The sequence below is a fragment of the Rubritalea squalenifaciens DSM 18772 genome (assembly GCF_900141815.1).
Taxonomy (GTDB): domain Bacteria; phylum Verrucomicrobiota; class Verrucomicrobiia; order Verrucomicrobiales; family Akkermansiaceae; genus Rubritalea; species Rubritalea squalenifaciens.
In genome coordinates, this window is the sequence record NZ_FQYR01000003.1 from 1,052,738 (window position 1) to 1,074,240 (window position 21,503).

Here is a 21,503-nt window from a genome sequence, read left to right on the forward strand (position 1 = left end):
AACAAGAGGCTACTCCTGTTCTGTCCCCTTACTCTTGGGCTTCTTTCATCTTGCTCTGGAATATTTCCCAGCACTCCAAGAATCCAGGCGCGAAGTCTTCAGGACGAGCAGCTATCCATTCCTCTACTTGCTCCATGCTGAACCACTGGGCTGCATCCACTTCACTACATGGGAAGCGCAAGGCTCCATCATAGCGAGCAAGGTAAAGGCCGATAAATTCCCAACCAGTATTTGCACTGGCCGGCACTTTGGCAAACTGCTGGACCTCGGCCCCCGTGATGCCCATTTCTTCCTCCAGCTCGCGGATCACGCAGGACTCGTAGTCCTCCCCGGCATCCAGATGACCAGCGGCGCTGCTATCCCATACGCCGGGAAAATTATCTTTCAAGCGGGAGCGCTTCTGCAAAAGCAGTTCCTTCTTCTTGTTGAAGACGAGTACGTGCACTGCACGGTGCAACAAATTCTCCGCATGTACCACGGCGCGCTGCTCTTGGCGAATCACCTCATCATTCTCATCCACCACATCGAACATCTCATCGTCCTTCTGAGGAATATCCTTAAGCGGGTGATCATCATACTCACGTGTGATCTCCACCCAGTCTTCTAGGGAGATTTCCTCAGCTCTCGCTGTTTCCAACAGGCCAAGCTTCTCGCCCACTTCCTTCCACTCGCGGTTCTTTGGCAGCTGCCCTTTGATCTGCTTACGGCGCTGGGCAAAGCCACGACGAATCAGTTCATCGAAGAGGCGCGCATCATAGACGGGCAGGTCGCCTTCCGGCTTCAGCTCACAAGTCATCACAGTCGAATCTATCAAAGGCATCGGATGGAATGCCTCTGGCGGGACTGTTTTCACTGGCTTGCTCACCCACTCACTCTGCATGCGTAGAGTCAGAACCCCATAGGCTTTGGTACGCGGCTTAGCCACGATGCGGTCAATAAATTCCTTCTGCAGCATCAGTACCGCCTTCACCACAGGAGTAGGACACTTCATGAAGTTACGCATGATCGCACCTCCTGCGGAATACGGCAGGTTTCCTAAAAACTTGATCGGAGCATCCTTGAAAAGTTGGCGGACGTCGAACTTAGCCCCATCCGCGTGGTTCACTTCCACATCATCACGGTCGGCAAAGCGTTCGCGTAAATACTCGGCCAAGCGGGCATCAAACTCCACCAGAATCACCTTCTTCACTCTTCCCACCAGATGCTCAGTCAGCGCACCAGTACCAGGGCCTACCTCCACGACGGTATCATGCGGTTGTGGATCAAGTTGCTCCACAATCCAGCGGGCCACATTTTGATCACACAAAAAGTTCTGCCCCAGTTTTTTAGAAGGAATCACTCCCTTCTGCTGTAAAACCGATTTAATATCGCCGCCTGTCATGGCTTCATCAAGTACACCAGACCCCAGAAATGCAAATCCCAAAAAAGACTTCCTTGCAACTATTTGAAGCAAGTAGAGTTTAAGTTATTACCATAACACCTATTCCTTTAGCTCATGTCCAACTCAGATCCATTCATTGATCCTACTACTATTTCTCGACGCCGCTTCCTCCAGCACATGGGAATCGCTGGTGCGGCCACTTTCTTCGGACTCTACAACACGGCCAGCTTTGCTGAAATGCTCGCCGCCACTCCCCGCCTCACCGAAGGCCCTTTCTACCCGAACAAACTCCCGCTGGATACGGACAACGATCTACTTGTCATCAATGACTCCATTACTCCTGCCCTAGGAGAGGTCACCCACCTCAGCGGACGTATCCTTACGCAGGCTGGCACTCCTGTCCGTAATGCCCTGATCGAGATCTGGCAGGTGGACAACAGCGGCTGCTATATCCACACTGGCGATACCAACAACCGCGCAAAGCAGGACAAAAACTTCCAAGGCTACGGCCGCTTCATCACAGACAGCTCCGGCGCCTACTATTTCCGCACCATCAAGCCTGTCTCCTACCCGGGTCGCACCCCACACATTCACGTGGGTGTCAGCGTCAATGGCAAGCGCGTGCTCACCACCCAAATCCTCGTCAAAGGTGAGGCTCAGAACGAGCGCGACGGCGTCTTCAGAAGCATTCGCGACGCTCAACTCAGGGACACTTTAGTGGCTGAATTTAAACCACTCAAAGACTCCAAGATAGGCGAACTCACCGCTGAGTTCAATATCACCCTTGGGGTCACGGTCCCCGACAAAGTCGAAAAGATCAAAGGCGGCATCGGCCCCTCCGAGTGGGGCAAACGCCGCTAAAACCCTAGCTATTAAGCATCCAAAACAGCCAGCAGATCGTCCAAGTGCGCTGCTGGCTTTACTTTTTCCAGCACGGCTTCGATTTTACCATCAATACCGATCACGAAGGTACTGCGCTCCGTGCCCATGTATTTCTTACCATACATCTGCTTCTCCACCCACACGCCGTAAGCTTCCACGATTGCCTTCTCCTCATCACTGATCAGCGCGTAAGGAAGGCTCTGCTTATCGATAAACTTCACGTGGCTCTTGATCGGATCGATGCTGACGCCAAAGATGCGGGCCTTGCCCTTGAGCTTGTTCCAGTCGTCTCGCATGGAGCATCCCTGTGTCGTGCAGCCCGGCGTATTATCCTTCGGGTAAAAGACGAGCACTACACGCTCACCTTTCAGCTCAGAAAGCTTCACAGAGCTCTCCTCTTCCCCATACTCACCACCAATCACTGGTGCTTCAAAATCCGGCGCAACTTGTCCAACTTCAGGTTTCATGGGGAAAGCAGTAAACCAGATCTGCTAGGTGTAAAGGGAAAGTGATGACACTCGCCTACATCTATTGAGATAAAAAAGAAGGGAGCAGTTAGCCCCCTCCTGGTAAGTCATTAGTCGAGTATTTAGTGATCTCCTATTGCTTGCCACTCATCAGCTGATCCATGATGGCACTGAAGTCGAACGAGGCTGCTTTCTGCACTGGTGGATACTCTGAAAGCGATTTTATGTGCTCGCCCAGCAAATGCTGGACGGGCTCATTGAGCCATTGCTTAGCCTGCACGATATCCGAGCGGTCAGTCACGCCATCAAAACTTTCGAACGGATCCATGCGAAGGTTATACATGACCGGAAACTTCTGCTTCTTGTAGTTATCATAATAGTTCTCACTGGTCTCAAAATTAAGTTTCCACTGCTTGTAGCGTATCGCTTTGATGCTGGACTCATAGTAGTAGAGGTAATGGTCTCGTGCACTTTTGTCAGTCTTGCCCATCCAATAGTCTAAGTTGTTCACCCCATCGATAGGCTGCTTGTGCTCCTCAAGCACCTTCTTGGCAATATCTGGTTCTCCAGCAGCAGCAGCTAATGTGGTGTAGATGTCCATATGGGACTGGATCCCACTGAGTACCTTGCCTGCTGGGATCTTGCCGGGCCAGCGCACAATCATAGGGACTCGCACGCCTCCTTCATAGGTCGTCATCTTTTCACCTCTGAATGGTGTAGTACCACCATGTAAACGAGCACTGTGCTCTGGTCCATTGTCCGTGGAATAGATCACGATGGTATTTTCAAGCGCTCCCATTTTTTCGAGTGTCGCTAGAAATTCACCGATCTGGCGGTCGTGCTCAATCAGACCACTTCCGTAAAAGTCATGTTCCGTAGTGTGTTCTGCTGCCAAGTAGCGGCTCTTATCACTCAAGCGCGTATACATATGCATGCGGCATGGATTGAACCACACAAAGTAAGGCTTATCAGCTTCCTGAGCTTTCTTGATAAAATTGACACTAGCATCTATAAATTCTTGGTCAGCTGTAGTCATGCGTTCACGAGACAACTGTCCAGTATCTTCGATCTTCTGTTTACCAACCTTTCCGAATCTTGGATCCACCGTCTCATCATCCACATCTGTCGCCCAGGTATGAAGAACGCCTCTGGTACCATATTTTTTGAAGTACTCTGGATCCTTGGGGTAATCCACCTGTTCGAACTCTTCTTGAGTATTCAGGTGGTAGAGATTGCCAAAGAATTCATCAAAACCGTGCATCGTAGGAAGATGCTCATTGCGGTCACCTAAGTGGTTCTTGCCAAATTGCCCAGTAGCATAGCCGAGACCTTTAAGAACCTCTGCTAGAGTATGCGACTGTGGTTTAAGACCAAGTTCTCCACCTGGGCGACCTACTGTCGTCATACCACTTCGAATAGGATATTGCCCTGTAATCAGTGCTGCACGCCCAGCAGTACATGATGGCTGTGCATAGTGGTCGGTGAACATGATTCCCTCACGCGCCAAGCGGTCAATATTCGGGGTTCTATAGCCCATGGTACCTAATCCATAGACACTCACGTTTTGCCAGCCCACATCATCGGGGAATAATATGAGAATGTTAGGCTTCTCAGCAGCATGAGACACCAATGTCATTAAGCCACATAGGATGGAGGTTATTTTTAACTTCATTTTTTCATTGGGATTTTGGTTTCAGTTCCTCAGAGAGTGAGGAAGACGACAAGTCGAATGCAAAGCTCAGCTATATTCCAGAAAATCAATCACACACGACACTCACTAACACACATAACTAACTTTATCTGTGCAGTCAACATCATCCGAAAGCCCACACAGAAAACCACCCACTTCGTAGCGACTTGGATCTAACTCTAAGTCTTTCTCCCCCCCTGAACCACATCTACGCCGTTCGCTCGGTGATGCGGAGTGCCTAGTGCTGAAAAAAACCGGAAATACTCATCTCGACTACAGCAGGATAGATCACACCAGTCTTAGACGTAAGCAAGGGTGTGTCGTTTCTCCATTCTCTAAAAAAGAAAAAGCTATGGAAGCTGCTTGGGCTAAGCGCAGCTCTCATCTCATTCAGTTTAGCCCTGCTCGTCTGGTATCTAGCAGGTGAAGTCGTATGCCCGAAACGGAGAGTGATCCAGGATTACCATCACGTGTACTTGGAGCACCGCGAGCAACACTCAATCACGATCACTCAAACTACTGTGCTGGACGGAGAGGCTCCTGTGCTCATCGTAGAACCAAAGAAGTATGAAACCACTCTCTCGAAGCGTGCAAGCATCCTCCGGAATCAACTTCAGGAAATGGATGTCGCTCTGCCATACTTCGGACGGACCAAAGCCAATCTCGTGCTGCTACACGGTCGCAAAGGCCGCAAGGAAGACATGCTCCCCATTGCTGAGAGATTCTGCGCCGTAGGTTTCCGCTGTATTCTGCCAGACATGCCAGCTCACGGTGAGTCTCCGAGGAAGTTCACCAATTATGGCACCACAGATTTCGAGCGAGACTTCCCCTCGGCCGTCCTGCGCGAAGTATGCGTGCAACAGGGATACCCAGAAGATCTCCCCGCCGCTCTCTGGGGCATGTCCATGGGCGGCTCTTATGCCATCCACAATACATCTCATGACAACGCCCCTTGGAAATGCCTGATCATCGTCTGCTCCTTCGATTCACTGGACAGAGTCATCCTCGATAACTCCCAGGACTACACAGGCCCTTTCGCATCTCCTCTATCCGCTTTGGTCAATAGGTGCTGTCAATGGAGGGCTGGATTAAACCCAGCCAGTGTCCGTCCAGTGGATTTCGCAGCAAACATTCACATTCCCACCCTCGTACTCCACGGCACCGCCGACAAGATGGTCGCTTATGATCGTGGCAAGTCTCTCCACGCAGCCCTTGGATCAGAGAACAAACAGTGGATCGACGTCACCGACGCCGACCACCAAAATATCCTCATCACTCCTCAGCCTATTTATGCACCAATGGCCAAATTCTTGTTAGAAAATACCTTATGAGCTCAGACACTCACCACAAAGTCGTGGTCATCTCCAGTGTTCCACATGTCTTTACCAAGCTTCTGCCTCAGTGGAGAGAAGGTGCGGACACTAAGTTCTTTTCCGTTCGGCTCGAAGGTTAGGATTCTAAGCCAGCCATCACCGCCATTTCCCCTTTCGTCGCTGCCTCCCCCCAAGCCTTGAGCATTGAATACCATCTGATGCACTTTATGACCTCCGTCTGCAGCATCTTTCCGGTAGCCCACATGACGCCCCATGATATGGCCATTCAGCACCAACTTAAGTTGCGGAGACACCTTGACCAATTTCTCCCAGAGTTCGGTACCGTCATTGGTCGTCTGTCCGTTTTTCCCCGTTGGGTAGGTGTGCGGATTTCCAGATTGGTGGCCTTTCGTGCCATCACGTAGATTATCTCCATTTAAGTAAGCATGCGTGAGAAGGATCCCAAAATGATCCTGGTACTCCTGCTTGGCTAGGACACTTTTCGCCCACTCCACCACCTCATCTCGCGCACCCCACTCCAAGGACAGCACTAGCATCTTCCTCCCATCGGGAGCATCAAAGGTATACAGAGCATTCTCCAGTGTCACCGCACCAAAGCTATTGGGAAATCCTTCACGCCAGATTCCCCCACCTTTGCCATCGCACACCAAGGGATTATCAGTCAGGCCGAAGTGATTGTTGAACTGCGTCTCGCGCGTCTCCGCGTTGCGTATCCCATAGTCGTGGTTTCCTGTAGTAAGAATTGTCGGCACGTGTCCATACAGAGTCGACATACTCCTCTGGGCAGACCGCCACTGGGATGCGGAGTTCTGCTCGCCCCAGCCACGCCCACCTCCCTCTTTGATATCATTCTGCTCCACAAAATCTCCCTCATGCAACACCGCCTTGATATTCCAAGCCCCAATGTGATCCCTGATCCACTCCGTCATCAAATCGAAGTGCTGCTGATTCTTGGCAAACTTCGCGTAGTTCTGAGTATCTGGAAGAACCACCATACTCCAGCCCTTGCCCTCAATTCCTCTATCCGGATCCAACACGGAAGGTTTTTTCAATCCCTTGATTCCAGCAAAGCCCTCGACTTGACTGGCAAACAAACTTCCTACGATTCCCTTGGTAAAATGTCGGCGTGTGAGCATATTAAGTGTTCTACAGGAAAGAATAGCATAGTCTATCATAAGCCAGACCTCGAATGGATTCTGCCAGGACCTTTTCGACTCTGAAAGGGACTGGTCATCCCATCCATTTCAGCCTAACATAGTCTCCAGACTATTCCGCCCGTGTGAACGCCGCCAACGCCATAACGCTACTCCGCCTCATCCTGATTCCTATTTTTGGGATGTTTGCAGTCATGTATGGACGATCCATCGTAGCAGGCGCTCCCGAAGAGATGTATCGATACGCGGCCCTCATCAGCTTTACCGTAGCCGCTCTCAGTGACGGCATCGATGGCTATATTGCCCGCAAGTATCATATGGAATCCCGGCTGGGATCCATCCTGGACCCCTTGGCCGACAAACTTCTTATGCTCACGGGCTTAGTGACCCTATCTATCGTCCCTTGGGGGGAGAATGACTGGATATTGCCCTTTTGGTACATCTACATGGTGCTCGCGAGGGACGTATCTATAGGAATTGGCTGCGCTATGATTATTTCATTGGGTCAGAAACTTGAGGTTCATCCACACTGGACGGGAAAGGCCACGACTGTGGCTCAATTATTTACAATCGGCTGGCTTATGCTAAAAGTTATTCCCTTTTCGCCAATTTACCCTACACTGCTGGCAGCTATTCTCACACTATGGTCCTCATGGGCCTATGTGCTCAATGCAATCAGGCAGCTAAACCCAAAACCAGCAGCCTAAAAAACAACCTGAACCGAATCCTATGAAACTACTCTCAGTAATACTACTCACAGCCTTGACTACTCCCATGGTCGGCTATGCCGAAGAGCCAGTATTCACCACCCAGGATCTATACAACCACCTGGGTATTAGAGGATTCAAATGGAATCACGATGTCGACAGCCCCTTCAACAAGGCTACTGTCAACCTCATCCAATACACTCGCAACGAGTACGGCAATTTTGAGAAAACACTCATTTCCAGTCAGACTATCACAAATTCGGCTTTCTGGGGCGCAGGCTCTCACTCAGTCACCGCCATGTTTGATAAATCCAAATGCAGCCTCTCCTTCCTCACTCTCAACATGTCCTGCGCCGAGTCCGAAGACATGATCTGGGCCGATGAAGAAGTCAGCTACTGCGAGGAATATCCTATGTATCTCGACGGCGAATACATTTTCATGATCAAGTGGAGAGACAACAGCGTCTCTACCAACAAAGACGACATGAATTCCTATCTTTGTATGACGATCGATACCTCTCTTGTCAGCGCTCCCAGCCAGCTGACTCAGCCTGCAGAGTTCCACTAAATCTCCTTGTACCCCTTTACCGCGGCATCCTGCCGGGCACTCGTGCAATGGCTACCCCATTGTGGAATTGCTGTTGCATCCCCCTTGATGGTGAGGTAGTGCGGGGGAAACGATCAACTTTCTAAACACCAGCATGCCAACCATCGCCATCGTAGGGCGCCCCAACGTAGGAAAATCCGCCCTCTTCAATAGACTAGCTCAGCGTCGCATCGCGATCGTTCACGATCAGCCTGGTGTTACCCGTGACCGTATTGCCGCACCGTGTGTGGCCACAGAACACCCGTGTACCATCATTGATACCGGTGGTATTGGTGCCACACTGGATGACGGTTTTGCAGACCAAGTCACCATCGAGGCGGACATCGCCATGGAAACTGCGGACGCGATCCTCTTTGTAGTCGACGCCCGTGACGGCCTCACCCCGATCGATGAAGCCCTGGCACAGAAACTTCGCCGTGCGAAACCTCCCGTTCACCTGGTCCTCAACAAGGCTGACCACACCGAGCAAGAGCTCATGGTTGGCGACTTCGCTAAACTCGGATTTGGTGCCGGGCTTCCTGTCTCCGCCGCACACGGCCGCGGTATCAGTGAACTGACCGAACTTATCGACTCAATCGTGGGCCCACTCCTTGAGCGCGAAGCCGAAGAGAAAAAAGAAGCTGAGGAGATTATCACCCGTGATGGCCTCAAGATTGCGATCGTTGGAAAACCAAACGCTGGAAAATCCTCTCTGATCAATGCCATTCTCAAGGATGAGCGCACCATCGTCTCCGAGATCGCTGGCACCACACGTGATGCCATTGATATCCCCTATGAATATGCTGGCGAGCGCCACACCCTGATTGACACCGCAGGTCTACGCCCCCGCCAGAAAATGGACACCTCAGTGGAAGTCTTCTCAGCTCAGCGTACGGAAAAATCCATCCGCCGTGCTGATATCTGCCTTCTCGTAGTCGACCTCGCAGCTGGTATCTCCGCTATGGACCGCAAGATCGCCCAGCTCATCAAAGAGGAGCGCAAGCCCTGCCTCATCATTCTGAACAAGTGGGATTTGTACCACCCTGGCGGCAACCGTAAAGACAGACTCGAAGAAGCAGAGGAGCAGATTCGCACCGATCTATTCTTCCTCGCCTACGCTCCCTTTGCAGCTGTCTCCGCCAAAGAAGGTCAGCACATTTCCCAGATTTTCAGCCAGATTTCTAAAATCCGTGAGGCTGCACGCAACCCGGTCACCACAGGAAGACTGAACAAGCTGCTGCAGGACGCCTTCACCATCAAACCTCCCGGTCAGCATAAAAAATACAAAAAACGTGTGAAACTTCTCTACGCAACTGCCGTAGTGAATGACAAATACACGGCAATTCCGGTCCCACAGTTTATCCTCTTCGTGAACGATAAGCGACTGATGCACGAGCATTACGAGCAGTATCTCGCGAATAGAATCAGAGAAAAACATCACATTCCGGGAATTCCTGTGGTATTTTCCATACGTTCCAGAAACAAATCCAAAACTGGCTCACGAACCCTTGGCGATTTGACCGAGGAACAATAACCACTCCATCTGAGAATTTAGCAGGCTCAAATCCGTTCAGGATTTGGGCCTATTTTATTACTTTATGAAGTTATGTCCTGTAGCTCTAATTTTTTCTGCCGGTGTTTCGTTAGAAATGAGATGAACTCACGCATACTTCGCTCTCTAATATCTATCCTGTCCTGCTTTTGCCTCGTTACAGCCTCTACGCTCACTGCAGCCCCTCACACGCTCTCTGAATGGAGTTTTGGCGAAGTAGTTCATGGGGAAACATTCACCAAAGAAAGCCTCAAAGGTAAAGTAGTCGTAGTCGATTACTGGGGTACACATTGCCCGCCGTGCCTGGCCTTGATTCCTCACTTGGTCAAACTGGATGACAAATACCGGGACAAGGGTCTTAAGATCATTGCTCCTGAATCCCAAGGTTCGAGCAAAGACGCCATCACTAGATTGATGAAGAAGCATCAGGCCCAGTACACAGTTACGGCAGGATGCAGTGGACCACTCCAGCTGAGGGGTCTTCCTCACGCTGTCGTATTTAACGCCCAGGGACAAATCGTTTTTAGCGGCCATCCTGCCGATTCAGCTTTTGATCGATCAATTAAAAACGCGCTCAAAGAGAGTCGCTCAGCGAATTATTCTAGGGACGCCATCTCCTCAAACCAGCCACTGATCGGCCATCGTACTTGGACCAACCAAGATGGCCAGAAGATCAAAGCTACTTTACTTGCAGTTGAAAATGGTAAAGCCAAATTCCGCCTCACCAATGGTAGTGTCACTCTCTATGACATTACTAAGCTCAGCCTGTTTGATAAAGAATTAATCCAAGACGCTTTAAAGGATTAAGCACACAAATCCCCCAATTCCTAAATCGCATTCTCTGACCAAGAGCTGGCTGTAAAGCCAGCTCTTCTTGCCGCACTCCCACCCCAGATCAACAAAAGTGCGCATTTTTAGAAAAGAAGCATGGCAAAATGATCTACCATTCCTATCCTCTTGCTGGAAGCCATGGCGATAGCTTCACCGATTCACTACATACAAGAACCCAACCATGCTCAAAGTCAGTAATCTTTCCACACGATTTCATACCAGAAACGGCATCGTTCATGCCGTCGAGGACGTATCCTTCTCCGTCGAAAAAGGTCAGACTCTCGGTATTGTTGGTGAATCCGGATCAGGCAAGTCAGTGACCTGCTATTCCCTGCTCGGACTGATACCTCAGCCTCCCGGAAAAATTCACTCTGGTTCGGCTATTTTCGATGGCAAGACTGACCTCCTGAAAGCCTCCGAAAAAGAACTTCGTAAGATCCGAGGCAAGAGAATCTCCATGATTTTCCAGGATCCTATGACCTCGCTCAATCCTTTCCTGAAGATTTCCACCCAGCTCACCGAGCCGTTGGAAATTCACGAGGGCATCAAAGGGAAAGCAGCCCTCCACCGTGCGATCGATGCACTCGCAGAGGTCGGCATCCCTGATCCGGAGAAACGCATCCAGTCCTACCCACACGAATTCTCAGGCGGCATGCGTCAGCGCGTGATGATCGCCATGGCCCTCATTACTCGCCCAGAGCTGTTGATCTGTGATGAACCGACTACCGCTCTGGATGTAACCGTTCAGAAACAAGTACTGGACCTCATCAAGGAACGCCAGCGTGAGCTAGGTACAGCCGTCATCATGATTACCCACGATTTGGGCGTCGTTTACCAAGTCTGTGACCACGTTAATGTGATGTACGCTGGTCGCCTCGTCGAGAGTGCCAGCGCCGCCACTTTGTTCTCCAACCCGATGCACGCCTATACACGTGCCCTTCTCAAATCGATTCCCGCCACGCACTCTAAAGGAGAGACTCTCTACACCATTCCCGGCTTACCACCATCACTGACCAACCCGCCAAAGGGATGCGCCTTTCAGGCCCGCAACACCCTGGGTGACGCATCACTCTGTGTCACGGATCACCACCCGGCTCTCGTGGAAAAAGCTCCGGGCCATCTCGTCCAGGATTGCCCTGGTTGTTTGGCCAAGGGCTCTCCCGCTCTCGCGGAATAAGCTCGTATGAATCTGGAGCAAATAGCCGAAGAGAAAATCGAAGAGGCCATTGCGAATGGTCTCTTTGACAATTTGGCTGGTAGAGGCAAAGCCTTAGATCTCGACGACTACTTTGCCACTCCAGAGCACCTCCGCTCCACCCACGCCATGCTGAAGACCCATGGCTATGTCCCCCCTGAAGTTGAGCTGATGAAAGAAATCCATGAGCTTGAGCAGGAACTTTGCTCCGCCGATGAACCCCGCTCAAAAGTCATTGAGCGACAGCTCATGCATAAGCGCACGGATTTAGCGATGGCGATGGACCGCATTCGCCACCAGATGAGGCACAGCGCCTCACCATGACATCTTCCCCGCTATCTGATAACAAATCACTTCCCCGTTCGTATTAGGACGTGATACTATCAGATCATCATGTCCAAATCCTACGCATTGTACACTCTAGCCAGCATCGGTCTGGCCCTCAGTTCCCAAGCAGCATTGAAGCTGCCTCATATTTTCTCAGACCACGCCGTACTGCAGCGTGATTTGCCAGTCACGATCTGGGGCTGGGAGGATCCCGGCGCCAAGGTAAACATCTCCTTTGCCGGCCAGTCAAAAGCCGGCACCACTGACAAGGACGGTAAATGGAGCATTGTCTTAGATCCACTCAAGACTAACAAACAAGGCTCCGAACTTACCATCACGAGCTCCACTGGAGACAAACAGATTCTCAAAGATATTCTGGTGGGAGAAGTCTGGCTCGCAGGCGGCCAGTCAAACATGCAATGGACTATCAAGCAGGCGCGCAAGGAAGACCAAGCTGTAGCCCAAGAAAAGACCCGCCCTCTCATCCGCATCGCGACTATCCCAAAGATTGCCAAGTACGAACCGCAGGATGACGTGAAAACCAAGTGGGAAATCAGCACCCCGGAAGTAGCCATGCGCTCCACCGCTGTGGGTTGGTTTTTTGCCAAAAATCTCGTCGATGAATTGGATATCCCAGTCGGCATTATTTCCTCAAACTGGGGCGGCTCCAAAATAGAAACCTGGATCACTGATGACGGCTATCAAGCGACTCCTTACCTTCAGGAGCTCTATAAGCAGCGCCAGACTAGGATTCCAGGCACGCCCGCCTATGAAGCCCTTTTGAAAGCCAGTAAGGATTCTGGGAAAAAAGCCCCACCAGCCATGAAGCCCGGAAATCATACCACTGGTCTCTACCAAGCGATGATCCACCCACTGCTTCCCTATGGGCTGAGAGGATTTATCTGGTATCAAGGTGAGTCTAACAGAGGTGAGAGCTACACTTACATGGACAAAAAGAAAGGTCTTATAGATGGCTGGAGAAAAGCTTTTCAGCGCCCGGACGCCCCATTCTACTTCGTACAGCTCGCTCCTTTCATCTACGGAAAGAACAAGCCGACTGACCTGGCCATGACCCGCCAGGCTCAGTTGGAAACCCTCAAGCTGCCTAACACAGGCATGGCCGTCACCATGGATGTAGGTAACCTGAAGAATATCCACCCCACTAATAAATCCGCCGTCGGTCACCGGCTCGCACTATGGGCTTTGGCCAAGGACTACGGTAAGAAGGACCTCGTTTATTCCGGCCCTCTCTTCAAGTCAGCCAAAGCCGATGGCAACAAGGTCATCGTCAACTTCGAGCATGCGGATGGGTTAAGAACCACTGACGGTAGCACTCCAAAATTTCTGGAGATCGCAGGCTCTGACAACCAATGGCACCCAGCTACAGGCACAATCAAGGGTTCTCACCTAATCGTCACCAGCAAAGAAGTTTCCAACCCGACTCAAGTCCGCTATGCTTGGAGTCATGATGCCCTCCCAAACCTGATCAATGGATCCGGTCTTCCAGCATCTCCATTCCACAGTAATTTCCCCCCAAGGAAATAAGAACCCTGCACATCATTATGACTTCGACTCTCACACTCATGCCGGGCCTTCACGGCACGGACGAAATGTTCTCCGATCTGGTTGATCAGCTGGACGGCCCGGTTGAGTGTGTGAATTACCCGCGTAAGATTAGTCAGGACTACAACACCCTCTATGCCTGGCTGGAGGAAAACCTCGACTGGAATATACCGAGAATCCTGATTGCTGAGTCTTTCTCTGGACCTTTAGCCCTCAGACTCACCAAGAAACACCAAGACCAGGTAGAAGGGCTGATCCTTGCAGCTAGCTTCTGTGCATCACCCATCCATGCAGGTCTGGCGCTCCTCCCACTGCGCCCGCTCTTCATGCTGAGTCCTCCATCACCGGCCTTAAAACATTTCCTGATTGGTCAGACACCAGCACCAGAACTCTTGGCCACCCTCAAGCAAGTAGCCAAGGAGCTTCCATCACGTATCATGAGCCAGAGGGTAAGAGCGGTACTTACTCTCGAGGAACGGGACTGCCCTCCACTACCGAATACACCGATTCTTTTACTGCAAGCCCAGCATGATAATTTGATTCCCTGGGAAGTTCAGACTATGTTAGAGCAGCGATACCCGCACGCCACTACCCACTGGATGGAGACGCCTCATCTACTCCTCCAGTCAGCACCAGAGGCTGCGGCAAAATACATCAAGAAATTCCTCTCGGCTCATGCCTCGCTAGTTACGACCTGAGAAAAGTTAGCAAACAAGATGAACATGACACCTGTAGCTCTCACCATAGCTGGATCCGACTGCTCCTCTGGAGCTGGTATTCAAGCTGATCTAAAAACCTTTTCCTACCTCGGTGTCCACGGACTCACTGCAGTCACATGCGTCGTCTCTGAGACTCCTCATACAGTCAGTGATATACACGCAGTTCCTCCAGCCATTCTCCAGGACCAAGTCCGCCTACTTCTGAAGACGTATCCCGTAGCCGCCATCAAAACAGGCATGCTCTATTCCAAGTCTCACATCGTAGCCATCACCGAGCTCTTGGAGAATAGCACCATCCCCCTCATCGTGGATCCCGTCATGGTTGCTACCTCAGGTTCCTCCCTACTCAAGGATGATGCCGTGAGAGCCTATATGGAGCGCCTATTCCCCTTGGCTACTCTAATCACCCCTAACATGCCGGAGGCTTCCGTGCTTTTGGAGCGAGAAATTACCCAAAGTGCTGAAATGGAAGACGCAGCCAGAGAATTGGCGGAGAAATTCTCCACCTCGGTACTACTTAAAGGCGGACATCTGCCCGAGAGCGAAGATCGCCTGGACATCCTTTGCCATGAGGGACAGATTCACCGCTTCACCTCAAGCACGGTCGACCTCCATTCCACCCATGGCACCGGGTGCACCCTCTCTGCAGCCATTGCTGCCCTCATCGCCCGTGGCAGTGACCTACCCACAGCCGTTTCCGAGGCCAAGCAGTGGCTTCACGGAGCGATCCTCAATTCCTTGCGCTGGCCAGACCAAGGCCAAGGCGAGACACTCTGCCTGAATCATCTCAGAACTGAGAGTCTCTGAAACGCTGATCGCTCTCCCCCCTCGATCCTGTTTCCGGACAAAAAAAGACCGCAGGCTGCCCTGCGGTCGTTTGATCAATCTTACGGTGCTGCTCAGTAAGCACCGGTAGGAGGCTTAAGCAGCGATATCGTAGTGCTTAGCGATATCGTTGAAAATCTTGTCACGGCGAATGCGAGCCTGCTCTACATCGCGAGTTTTGAGTGAGAAGCGAAGACGCTCTGCTGTGGCATCAGCCTTGTGTACAGTAAGGTGGCACCACCATACGCCACGATTGTTCCACAGATGGTGGTTAGGGTTATCATTATTCACTCTGAGAGCGAGCTTAGTTTTCTTAACCATAGTCGTAAAGTGTTGTGTTTGCGGTTTACTGAGAATTTGTATCCTCAGTGGGGGAAAACGCCACGAACCTACCGATTCTTTCACTATACACAAGCAATTTAGCAAAAATAAGGTCAAATAGTATAGTTTTTGCAGAATTCTGCATACCCATGCTTAAAAAAAACACACAAAGCGACACCTAACTCCCCCAAATCATATATATTACAATGGTTTACAAGGCTACACCCTCGATTTCGCTATGTGACACACTTGTCATATCGAGCTTGAAAATCATGCAAAAACCCACAAATCCACACTAAAATACTCATATTAAAAATACCATTCCGCACGGCTAAACCCTTGAATTTCCAAGCTTTTCCCGTTCTCTGTCATTTGCCCAAAACAGCAAACATCCGAGCGTAAACTGCACAATACGGCACAACTTCTAACTGTCGTGTTTTATAAAGCAATTTCATTTTCTGTATTACAGATCAATATTAAGTTAGGAAATAACACGGATACTTTAGATTTTGAGATGTGAAATTGACAAAAAAACCACAATTTTACCTCTTGAGCCCTCATCAAACGACAAGAATTAGAATTCAATAAGACAAAGTCACGACTACCTCAGACATTCCATACCTATGTAGAACCCCTTTCACCCATGACACTGAGTTACGAATCCACACTGGAAGATTTATTCCAACCAGCCGCGCGCTATCACATTCAAAGCCGTACATACCAAAAGAACCTTATCCATTATACCATTACTTCGATCATTGTGTGTGCGCTGGTCTTTCATATCGCTATGCGTTTGAGCGAGAATGAGTACATCTGGTACCTGGCGCCTATCGGAGGTCTACTAGGGGCATTGATTGGCGTAATCACCAATAAGTCCAATGTCCGTACTAGCATCCGCAAAAATCTCAAAAATGAGATTGGTCATCGACTCCCTTGTACAACGACGTATCAGACTACGGACGATTCACTTAGTGTGGAATACTTAGGCATATGTCTTAGTTTCCAATTAGCGGAACTCACATTGATTCGTGAGGATAAAGGCTATTTGGAGCTTTGGTTCGGCGATTTAGCTTTGTGCACAATTCCTCTGAGAGCCTTTGAAAGCCCTGCTCAACAAGTAAGATTTATCGAGGACCTGCAATTTAGTCCGGCTCCTTGATTATTCAGACGCGTCCACTCTTCTCGATTAAATGTCATCATAGGCTACCCCATATAAACTAACAGATACTAACACACATACTTAGATTGACACAATAAATGTCTCGACAACAGATAGCAAACTCATGCACAAAGATAGGTTAACTATACTACCCATGCTTTAACAATCAGAGGCTTGGGTTCAAAAATCCAATATAAGTACACTATGGGAACATCAATGTCATGGCTCTGCACAAGCGCAGAGCATATCGAAAAGCTCAGAGAGACCCTGCATGCAGAAGTCGTGCAAAATCCATCAGGATCCAGCCTCAGAGTCACCACCACACCTGACGACAAACTCTTTATCTTTGAATCCCGCGAAATGGACTGGACCTTCCATCGCCCAGAGATAAGAGCCCTCCTCTCTACCGGGTGTGAAATCATGTTCTGCACTCTCGAAGACCATGTCATGGCCTCAGAATGCGCACTTTGGCGCAATGGTGAGGAAGTCTGGCACGTCCAGCACAACAACGAACTCAGTGTCTATCACCTCGATGCACGCGGAGACATCCCACCCCGCTACCTGGCAATCAAGCAGGACCATATGGATACCCAGTGCGCTGAGGGCGGTGAACGTGGACAGACCGACCACATGCTGACCGTTCCGATCCAGCTCGCCGCAGAACTTACTGGTTTCGATAGCAGCCCCCAGCTTCCGGAGGGAAGACATCTCTCTTGGCAATGCCATAGTCCGAAATCCCCCTCCCTCATTCCACGGATCGTGCACAAAATCTCCAGTATGATCTAGTCGAGGCAGATCATTGGGTTTATCTCATCTATGTATGCAGCACTCAATCCACACGGGAGAAACCTTCAAGAAGCTCACCAAGGCAAAGCAACTTGGCAAGGACCTCGAGAACTCCATTTGGGTAGACTGTGAATTCTCTCACTGTGCTCTCGATGGCCTACAAATCTACGGTGCCATTTTCACCCGTTGCCATTTCGAGAAGGTCTCCCTCTACTGGTGCAGTGCCTTCCAGGCCACCTTCATCGACTGCAAGTTCCTTCGCTGCGACCTCCGGGGAGACTTCATTGAAGCTCGCTTCATCCGCTGCGGCTTCGACCAATGTGAGACTGGCGACAATAACCTAGGCGGGAAAACGGAATGGACTAATGCCGTCACCGTCGGATGCGTCACCTCCACCCCTCTCCCTATCATTCTACGAGAGGATGAATAAAGTAGCGCCGCTCTAGCATGTTAGTTATTCCGTCTGGCTCACGCTTACATACACGGACCTGCACTTCGTACAGGGAGTATCATTAAATGGTCTGCCATTACAAACGCACCAACTCTTTGTAATGTTGTTCGATGCTACGAAACAGAATACTCGAGCCCATCCATCTTCTGACATGCCAGCCGTCTTCCACATCTCCCGCTTGCTCTTGCTCGCCATTATTGGCGGTATTCTGAGCAGCACCTGTACACTCACTTCTTGTAATAACCGCAGCCAGGAGGAACCCGTCCGCCTGCAGGTAAGTAGGACTGGGAACAACACCCGGATACGTATCACTGGCCAGCGCAGTTTTTCACTCATCGTCACCGACACGACCACTGGCCACGAGATCTATCGTTCCAAGGAAAGCACCAGCACCCATAGCTTCGAGATCCCCTACCATGCTTCGCAAGACGAACATATCGGCCTGGATACCGAAATGCTTCTCATCATGAATAAGACCTATCGCGTGAAAAATCTCGAGTTCCAGACGAGCCAGTAGAGCTAACATCAGGAAAAGACTTCAACTCATCACAGAGTGTACTAAGCTTGGCTTAGTCATGAATCGATTGCTTTTCTTACTCAGTCTTCCACTTCTCCTCACCAGCTGCGGTGGCATCACCCATTACGTCCACAAAGACGCTGAAATCCGCAGTGGCCAGATGACTCCCGTCACCCTCAAGGTTGGAGAGGAAAAGCTCATGCTCAAGCACACACAGGGTATCGCCATCGTCGGCGGCTACAAGGAAGGCATCAGTGTGGAGGATAGCAGCATCTCCCAAGTCCGCTACGGAGACGGCAGCGAGGCTGATTCCTATGCGCCCAAAGCCTATCTCATTGGCAAGAAGCCAGGCATCACCCGAGCAGTCTATACCAACCGCCTCGCGCCCTCTGCTTTCTCCCGAGATGATCTCGATGGCAACCACTCTCCAGCCATATTTAAAGTCATCGTAGAATAAGCTCAGATGAAGTCCCTGGTTGGGAAGAATGTGACGGTATTCTACAACCAAGAGGATGTGAATGAGTCCTACCTGACGAACCCACAAACCACGTCTGGATCTATCTCGGCTTTTCTCTCGCTTTATCCATCGTCGGCACGGCTTTTGCCTACTGGATCATACTCTATATGGACTGATCTCTAGGAGAATCATTAAGGTCCCCCATCCACTCGTATCCTGGCTTTGAGCTTCGTAGCTACGATTCGTTTCGCATTTCCGAATTTGTCACGAATCGACCGACCATCACCTACTTAAGAAGCAGGGAATACTACGACGAAGGGAACTTCCCCAGCTCTTGTCGACTTAATAGACACACAACCCATATAGATACATAACTCCACTTAACACATTAAGCACAAGTTATCATTCCCCAAAACAGGAATGATAACGTAAGTCACTATACTTAAGAGAATCACAACAAGCAGCCCTTGTTTCAAAAAGCAGACAAGCGTTTAATACATAACGCTTAAGACCTCAGCAAGCTCTCCATTGTGTGTGTCGTTTCGATGAGGTCAAAGCCATGGAAGTCCAATAAATCGCTCCCATGAACAACCAACTAACGAAAGGAAAAGTATGACCCCCACCTTAATCAAGGGGCTTCTGGCCCTTACTGCTACTCTCGCTACAGCCAACGCTACCCTAGTTGACTTGAGAGGTGATGTCGACGCCTCGGGCTTCATAAATGATGCTCTGTTTGCCGTCGATAACTCTCAACCAGCAGGTACAGGCATATTCGGCAGAGAAGATGGCGGTGTGTTCTTACGTATTAGAATGACTGGTCAAGAGGAAGGCTATAACACCAACACCAATGGTGTGATGGACAACATCGATGGCACATGGACCCACGATGTCTTGTTCTCCAGCCTGAATACCGTGAACATTAATGACGTACTCTACGTACCATTCCTACTGGACGTAAATGAGAACGTACCCCAAGGGGAAATCACTCTGGAGGCGCTGCAACTCTTCAGCTCCACCACTGGCGGTCTCTCCCACCAATCACTGGCCGATCTGGCTGGTGACAGTGCCACCACCCTCCTGTATGACCTGGATGGGGCTGGTGATAGCTCTGTACTCCTGGACTACAACCTCCAAGGCACCGGTAGTGGACGCTCTGATATGGGCATGTTCATCCCCTTGGATTTGTTCGATGGAGTCGAGGATGATGACTTCATCATTCTCTATAGTGAATTTACAGGATCCGATGCAGGCTTCGAAGAATGGACCCTAGGCTCCGGCGATGGCGGCCCACCACCACCAGATGACGAAATCCCTGAGCCATCATCCTCCGCATTGCTCCTGATATCCCTGGCGGCCCTCTTATCGCGCCGTCGCAGATAGACTAGAACGCTAAATAATTGCGGGTATAAACCTAACCCACCCTGCCTCCCCTCATAGCGAGAGGCAGGGTGTCTTTTTGCCGACTAACAGCAAGTCACGGAGACGATCCCTGAATTCTTCCTCGCACACTCACCCCATCTATCCTCTAGTAGGCTCTGTAAGCACTCATGACCGCCCAAGAACTACAAGACTACCTTTACCAGCGCATTCCTCAGGCCAGCGCCATGCAGGCCTGCATCGAAGAGGTTGGCGAAAACTCTCTCACCCTCAGCGCGCCGCTGGAGCCAAACATCAACCACCGTGACTCTGTCTTCGGTGGCAGCGCCTCCTCCATCGCCATCCTCTCGGCCTGGGCCTATCTCCATGCCCGACTCAAGTCCCTCGGTATCTCCACTACCCTCGTCATCCAGCGCAATACCATGAGCTACGATGCCCCCATCCTAGGCCGTTTCTCCGCCACCGCAACCCTCCCAGAAACCGCCGACTGGGACAAATTCCTCCACACGCTCCGCCGCCGCGGCAAAGCCCGCCTCCAAGTCCAAACCCACCTCCACTACGATGGCAAACCCGCCGGCGAAATGCTGGGCAGCTTTGTGGCTGTGGGCTGTCAGGAAAGTTAATGCACCATGCCTCATCGCCATCCACACCCTGACCTCAGCCTCCAAGAGAATCTGGACGCCAGTAGAGCCTTCTTGAAGCACTCGTCCCTAAGTGGAGCGAGGACAAAGAAGTACTTTACCCTCGGAGGCATCATTGCATGGAGTCCTTTATTTCTCCCTCTGATCGGCCTATCCTCTTTTCTTCCAGAGCATTACTATCGCTATTCAACAATCACCGCATTCGTGATCTGTGTTTGCGCAATCGTTAGACATTCAAAGCTCCCAGCTAGCCTCATCCACTGCGAGAACTGCAATACTGCTTGGCAGAAGGAAAATCACGAAGATGTAGATTACTACGTATGCCATCCTTGCCAGACCTACTTCAAAGGCGGAGATTTTAGTTAGAATTACCCTATGAAATCCATTACCTCCACAATCTACATGAAACCCGAGGCTGAAGGTGGCAGACATTTCGGCCTCAGGCAGGATTACTGTCCGCACCTCATCCCTGCTGGTACAGACGAATGGATTCCTGTAAGAGTGACAGGTATCGAAGGAGCAGAGGAAGCATCGCTGGGCACCACTAGCACAGTCACTTTTTAGCTCATGTACGACACCCT

The 21,503-nt window shown here is 50.6% G+C and carries 24 protein-coding genes; 19 read left to right on the forward strand and 5 right to left on the reverse strand.

Features of this window, described 5'->3' with window-relative positions:
- Positions 1-28 precede the first annotated feature (28 nt).
- Positions 29-1,381 carry a 16S rRNA (adenine(1518)-N(6)/adenine(1519)-N(6))-dimethyltransferase RsmA gene (rsmA, locus tag BUB27_RS09835; protein WP_143183628.1) on the reverse strand — a complete coding sequence of 451 codons (1,353 nt, stop codon included), beginning with the start codon at positions 1,379-1,381 and terminating at the stop codon, positions 29-31.
- A 114-nt stretch (positions 1,382-1,495) separates the two neighbouring features.
- On the opposite strand from rsmA, the gene BUB27_RS09840 reads away from it, so the two are divergent.
- Positions 1,496-2,242, forward strand: coding sequence for a dioxygenase family protein (locus BUB27_RS09840; RefSeq protein ID WP_143183629.1), 747 nt, complete (start codon positions 1,496-1,498; stop codon positions 2,240-2,242).
- A gap of 11 nt (positions 2,243-2,253) precedes the next feature.
- On the opposite strand, the gene BUB27_RS09845 is transcribed toward BUB27_RS09840, so the two are convergent.
- Both BUB27_RS09845 and BUB27_RS09850 read right to left on the reverse strand, forming a co-directional pair.
- Positions 2,254-2,730, reverse strand: a complete 477-nt coding sequence (locus tag BUB27_RS09845; RefSeq protein WP_143183630.1) for a peroxiredoxin — start codon at positions 2,728-2,730, stop codon at positions 2,254-2,256.
- A gap of 133 nt (positions 2,731-2,863) precedes the next feature.
- Entirely contained in the window at positions 2,864-4,402 is a 1,539-nt protein-coding gene (locus BUB27_RS09850; protein ID WP_143183631.1) for an arylsulfatase, read from the reverse strand.
- Between the two features lie 335 nt (positions 4,403-4,737).
- On the opposite strand from BUB27_RS09850, the gene BUB27_RS09855 reads away from it, so the two are divergent.
- Positions 4,738-5,751, forward strand: a complete 1,014-nt coding sequence (locus tag BUB27_RS09855; RefSeq protein ID WP_143183632.1) for an alpha/beta hydrolase — start codon at positions 4,738-4,740, stop codon at positions 5,749-5,751.
- 2 nt (positions 5,752-5,753) lie between these two features.
- Here the strand turns inward: BUB27_RS09855 and BUB27_RS09860 are convergent, their stop codons facing one another.
- Positions 5,754-6,890: a metallophosphoesterase gene (locus BUB27_RS09860; RefSeq protein ID WP_159434898.1), complete on the reverse strand. Its 1,137-nt coding sequence runs from the start codon at positions 6,888-6,890 to the stop codon at positions 5,754-5,756.
- A 143-nt stretch (positions 6,891-7,033) separates the two neighbouring features.
- Between BUB27_RS09860 and pgsA the strand changes: the two genes are divergently transcribed.
- The 9 genes from pgsA to thiD all read left to right on the forward strand — a co-directional run bounded on the left by pgsA (position 7,034) and on the right by thiD (position 15,195).
- Positions 7,034-7,615, forward strand: a complete 582-nt coding sequence (gene pgsA / locus BUB27_RS09865; RefSeq protein WP_143183634.1) for a CDP-diacylglycerol--glycerol-3-phosphate 3-phosphatidyltransferase — start codon at positions 7,034-7,036, stop codon at positions 7,613-7,615.
- A 22-nt stretch (positions 7,616-7,637) separates the two neighbouring features.
- Positions 7,638-8,183 carry a hypothetical protein gene (locus BUB27_RS09870; RefSeq protein WP_143183635.1) on the forward strand — a complete coding sequence of 182 codons (546 nt, stop codon included), beginning with the start codon at positions 7,638-7,640 and terminating at the stop codon, positions 8,181-8,183.
- A gap of 133 nt (positions 8,184-8,316) precedes the next feature.
- The gene (gene der / locus BUB27_RS09875; protein ID WP_143183636.1) at positions 8,317-9,735 is read left to right on the forward strand and encodes a ribosome biogenesis GTPase Der; all 1,419 of its coding nucleotides are present in this window, start codon (positions 8,317-8,319) and stop codon (positions 9,733-9,735) included.
- A gap of 120 nt (positions 9,736-9,855) precedes the next feature.
- Entirely contained in the window at positions 9,856-10,560 is a 705-nt protein-coding gene (locus BUB27_RS09880) for a TlpA family protein disulfide reductase (RefSeq protein WP_159434899.1), read from the forward strand.
- 205 nt (positions 10,561-10,765) lie between these two features.
- The gene (locus tag BUB27_RS09885; RefSeq protein WP_143183638.1) at positions 10,766-11,761 is read left to right on the forward strand and encodes an ABC transporter ATP-binding protein; all 996 of its coding nucleotides are present in this window, start codon (positions 10,766-10,768) and stop codon (positions 11,759-11,761) included.
- A 6-nt stretch (positions 11,762-11,767) separates the two neighbouring features.
- Positions 11,768-12,103, forward strand: coding sequence for a DnaJ family domain-containing protein (locus BUB27_RS09890; protein WP_143183639.1), 336 nt, complete (start codon positions 11,768-11,770; stop codon positions 12,101-12,103).
- Between the two features lie 69 nt (positions 12,104-12,172).
- Complete coding sequence (locus BUB27_RS09895; RefSeq protein WP_143183640.1) at positions 12,173-13,651, forward strand: sialate O-acetylesterase; 1,479 nt, start codon at positions 12,173-12,175, stop codon at positions 13,649-13,651.
- Positions 13,652-13,668: 17 nt separating this feature from the next.
- Entirely contained in the window at positions 13,669-14,367 is a 699-nt protein-coding gene (locus tag BUB27_RS09900; RefSeq protein ID WP_143183641.1) for an alpha/beta fold hydrolase, read from the forward strand.
- An 18-nt stretch (positions 14,368-14,385) separates the two neighbouring features.
- A complete protein-coding gene (thiD, locus tag BUB27_RS09905) occupies positions 14,386-15,195 on the forward strand; it encodes a bifunctional hydroxymethylpyrimidine kinase/phosphomethylpyrimidine kinase (RefSeq protein WP_143183642.1) in 810 nt (269 codons plus the stop codon).
- 114 nt (positions 15,196-15,309) lie between these two features.
- Here thiD and BUB27_RS09910 read toward each other — a convergent pair whose 3' ends face one another.
- On the reverse strand, positions 15,310-15,534 hold the full coding sequence (locus tag BUB27_RS09910; protein ID WP_143183643.1) for a hypothetical protein: 225 nt from the start codon (positions 15,532-15,534) through the stop codon (positions 15,310-15,312).
- Between the two features lie 1,375 nt (positions 15,535-16,909).
- Between BUB27_RS09910 and BUB27_RS09920 the strand changes: the two genes are divergently transcribed.
- The 8 genes from BUB27_RS09920 (at position 16,910) to BUB27_RS09955 (ending at position 21,486) form a co-directional block, all read left to right on the forward strand.
- Complete coding sequence (locus tag BUB27_RS09920; protein WP_159434900.1) at positions 16,910-17,479, forward strand: hypothetical protein; 570 nt, start codon at positions 16,910-16,912, stop codon at positions 17,477-17,479.
- Between the two features lie 34 nt (positions 17,480-17,513).
- A complete protein-coding gene (locus tag BUB27_RS09925) occupies positions 17,514-17,909 on the forward strand; it encodes a pentapeptide repeat-containing protein (protein WP_143183646.1) in 396 nt (131 codons plus the stop codon).
- A gap of 172 nt (positions 17,910-18,081) precedes the next feature.
- A complete protein-coding gene (locus BUB27_RS09930; RefSeq protein ID WP_143183647.1) occupies positions 18,082-18,447 on the forward strand; it encodes a hypothetical protein in 366 nt (121 codons plus the stop codon).
- Positions 18,448-18,505: 58 nt separating this feature from the next.
- The gene (locus BUB27_RS09935; RefSeq protein WP_143183648.1) at positions 18,506-18,904 is read left to right on the forward strand and encodes a hypothetical protein; all 399 of its coding nucleotides are present in this window, start codon (positions 18,506-18,508) and stop codon (positions 18,902-18,904) included.
- A 612-nt stretch (positions 18,905-19,516) separates the two neighbouring features.
- On the forward strand, positions 19,517-20,284 hold the full coding sequence (locus BUB27_RS09940; RefSeq protein ID WP_143183649.1) for a PEP-CTERM sorting domain-containing protein: 768 nt from the start codon (positions 19,517-19,519) through the stop codon (positions 20,282-20,284).
- 167 nt (positions 20,285-20,451) lie between these two features.
- Positions 20,452-20,904, forward strand: coding sequence for a YiiD C-terminal domain-containing protein (locus tag BUB27_RS09945; RefSeq protein WP_143183650.1), 453 nt, complete (start codon positions 20,452-20,454; stop codon positions 20,902-20,904).
- Between the two features lie 6 nt (positions 20,905-20,910).
- Complete coding sequence (locus tag BUB27_RS09950; protein ID WP_143183651.1) at positions 20,911-21,288, forward strand: hypothetical protein; 378 nt, start codon at positions 20,911-20,913, stop codon at positions 21,286-21,288.
- A 9-nt stretch (positions 21,289-21,297) separates the two neighbouring features.
- Positions 21,298-21,486: a hypothetical protein gene (locus tag BUB27_RS09955; protein ID WP_143183652.1), complete on the forward strand. Its 189-nt coding sequence runs from the start codon at positions 21,298-21,300 to the stop codon at positions 21,484-21,486.
- Positions 21,487-21,503 lie beyond the last annotated feature (17 nt).

Bases quoted from the DNA above. Each gene is read 5' to 3' on its own strand.
- BUB27_RS09930 (WP_143183647.1), top strand. From the start codon at position 18,082: ATGCCAGCCGTCTTCCACATCTCCCGCTTGCTCTTGCTCGCCATTATT.
- BUB27_RS09860 (WP_159434898.1), bottom strand. From the start codon at position 6,890: ATGCTCACACGCCGACATTTTACCAAGGGAATCGTAGGAAGTTTGTTT.
- BUB27_RS09950 (WP_143183651.1), top strand. From the start codon at position 20,911: ATGCCTCATCGCCATCCACACCCTGACCTCAGCCTCCAAGAGAATCTG.
- BUB27_RS09940 (WP_143183649.1), top strand. From the start codon at position 19,517: ATGACCCCCACCTTAATCAAGGGGCTTCTGGCCCTTACTGCTACTCTC.
- BUB27_RS09880 (WP_159434899.1), top strand. From the start codon at position 9,856: ATGAACTCACGCATACTTCGCTCTCTAATATCTATCCTGTCCTGCTTT.
- BUB27_RS09895 (WP_143183640.1), top strand. From the start codon at position 12,173: ATGTCCAAATCCTACGCATTGTACACTCTAGCCAGCATCGGTCTGGCC.
- BUB27_RS09925 (WP_143183646.1), top strand. From the start codon at position 17,514: ATGCAGCACTCAATCCACACGGGAGAAACCTTCAAGAAGCTCACCAAG.
- BUB27_RS09850 (WP_143183631.1), bottom strand. From the start codon at position 4,402: ATGAAGTTAAAAATAACCTCCATCCTATGTGGCTTAATGACATTGGTG.
- BUB27_RS09910 (WP_143183643.1), bottom strand. From the start codon at position 15,534: ATGGTTAAGAAAACTAAGCTCGCTCTCAGAGTGAATAATGATAACCCT.
- thiD (WP_143183642.1), top strand. From the start codon at position 14,386: ATGAACATGACACCTGTAGCTCTCACCATAGCTGGATCCGACTGCTCC.
- rsmA (WP_143183628.1), bottom strand. From the start codon at position 1,381: ATGACAGGCGGCGATATTAAATCGGTTTTACAGCAGAAGGGAGTGATT.
- BUB27_RS09845 (WP_143183630.1), bottom strand. From the start codon at position 2,730: ATGAAACCTGAAGTTGGACAAGTTGCGCCGGATTTTGAAGCACCAGTG.
- der (WP_143183636.1), top strand. From the start codon at position 8,317: ATGCCAACCATCGCCATCGTAGGGCGCCCCAACGTAGGAAAATCCGCC.
- BUB27_RS09945 (WP_143183650.1), top strand. From the start codon at position 20,452: ATGACCGCCCAAGAACTACAAGACTACCTTTACCAGCGCATTCCTCAG.
- BUB27_RS09870 (WP_143183635.1), top strand. From the start codon at position 7,638: ATGAAACTACTCTCAGTAATACTACTCACAGCCTTGACTACTCCCATG.
- BUB27_RS09955 (WP_143183652.1), top strand. From the start codon at position 21,298: ATGAAATCCATTACCTCCACAATCTACATGAAACCCGAGGCTGAAGGT.
- BUB27_RS09840 (WP_143183629.1), top strand. From the start codon at position 1,496: ATGTCCAACTCAGATCCATTCATTGATCCTACTACTATTTCTCGACGC.
- BUB27_RS09900 (WP_143183641.1), top strand. From the start codon at position 13,669: ATGACTTCGACTCTCACACTCATGCCGGGCCTTCACGGCACGGACGAA.
- BUB27_RS09890 (WP_143183639.1), top strand. From the start codon at position 11,768: ATGAATCTGGAGCAAATAGCCGAAGAGAAAATCGAAGAGGCCATTGCG.
- BUB27_RS09935 (WP_143183648.1), top strand. From the start codon at position 18,506: ATGAATCGATTGCTTTTCTTACTCAGTCTTCCACTTCTCCTCACCAGC.
- BUB27_RS09920 (WP_159434900.1), top strand. From the start codon at position 16,910: ATGTCATGGCTCTGCACAAGCGCAGAGCATATCGAAAAGCTCAGAGAG.
- BUB27_RS09885 (WP_143183638.1), top strand. From the start codon at position 10,766: ATGCTCAAAGTCAGTAATCTTTCCACACGATTTCATACCAGAAACGGC.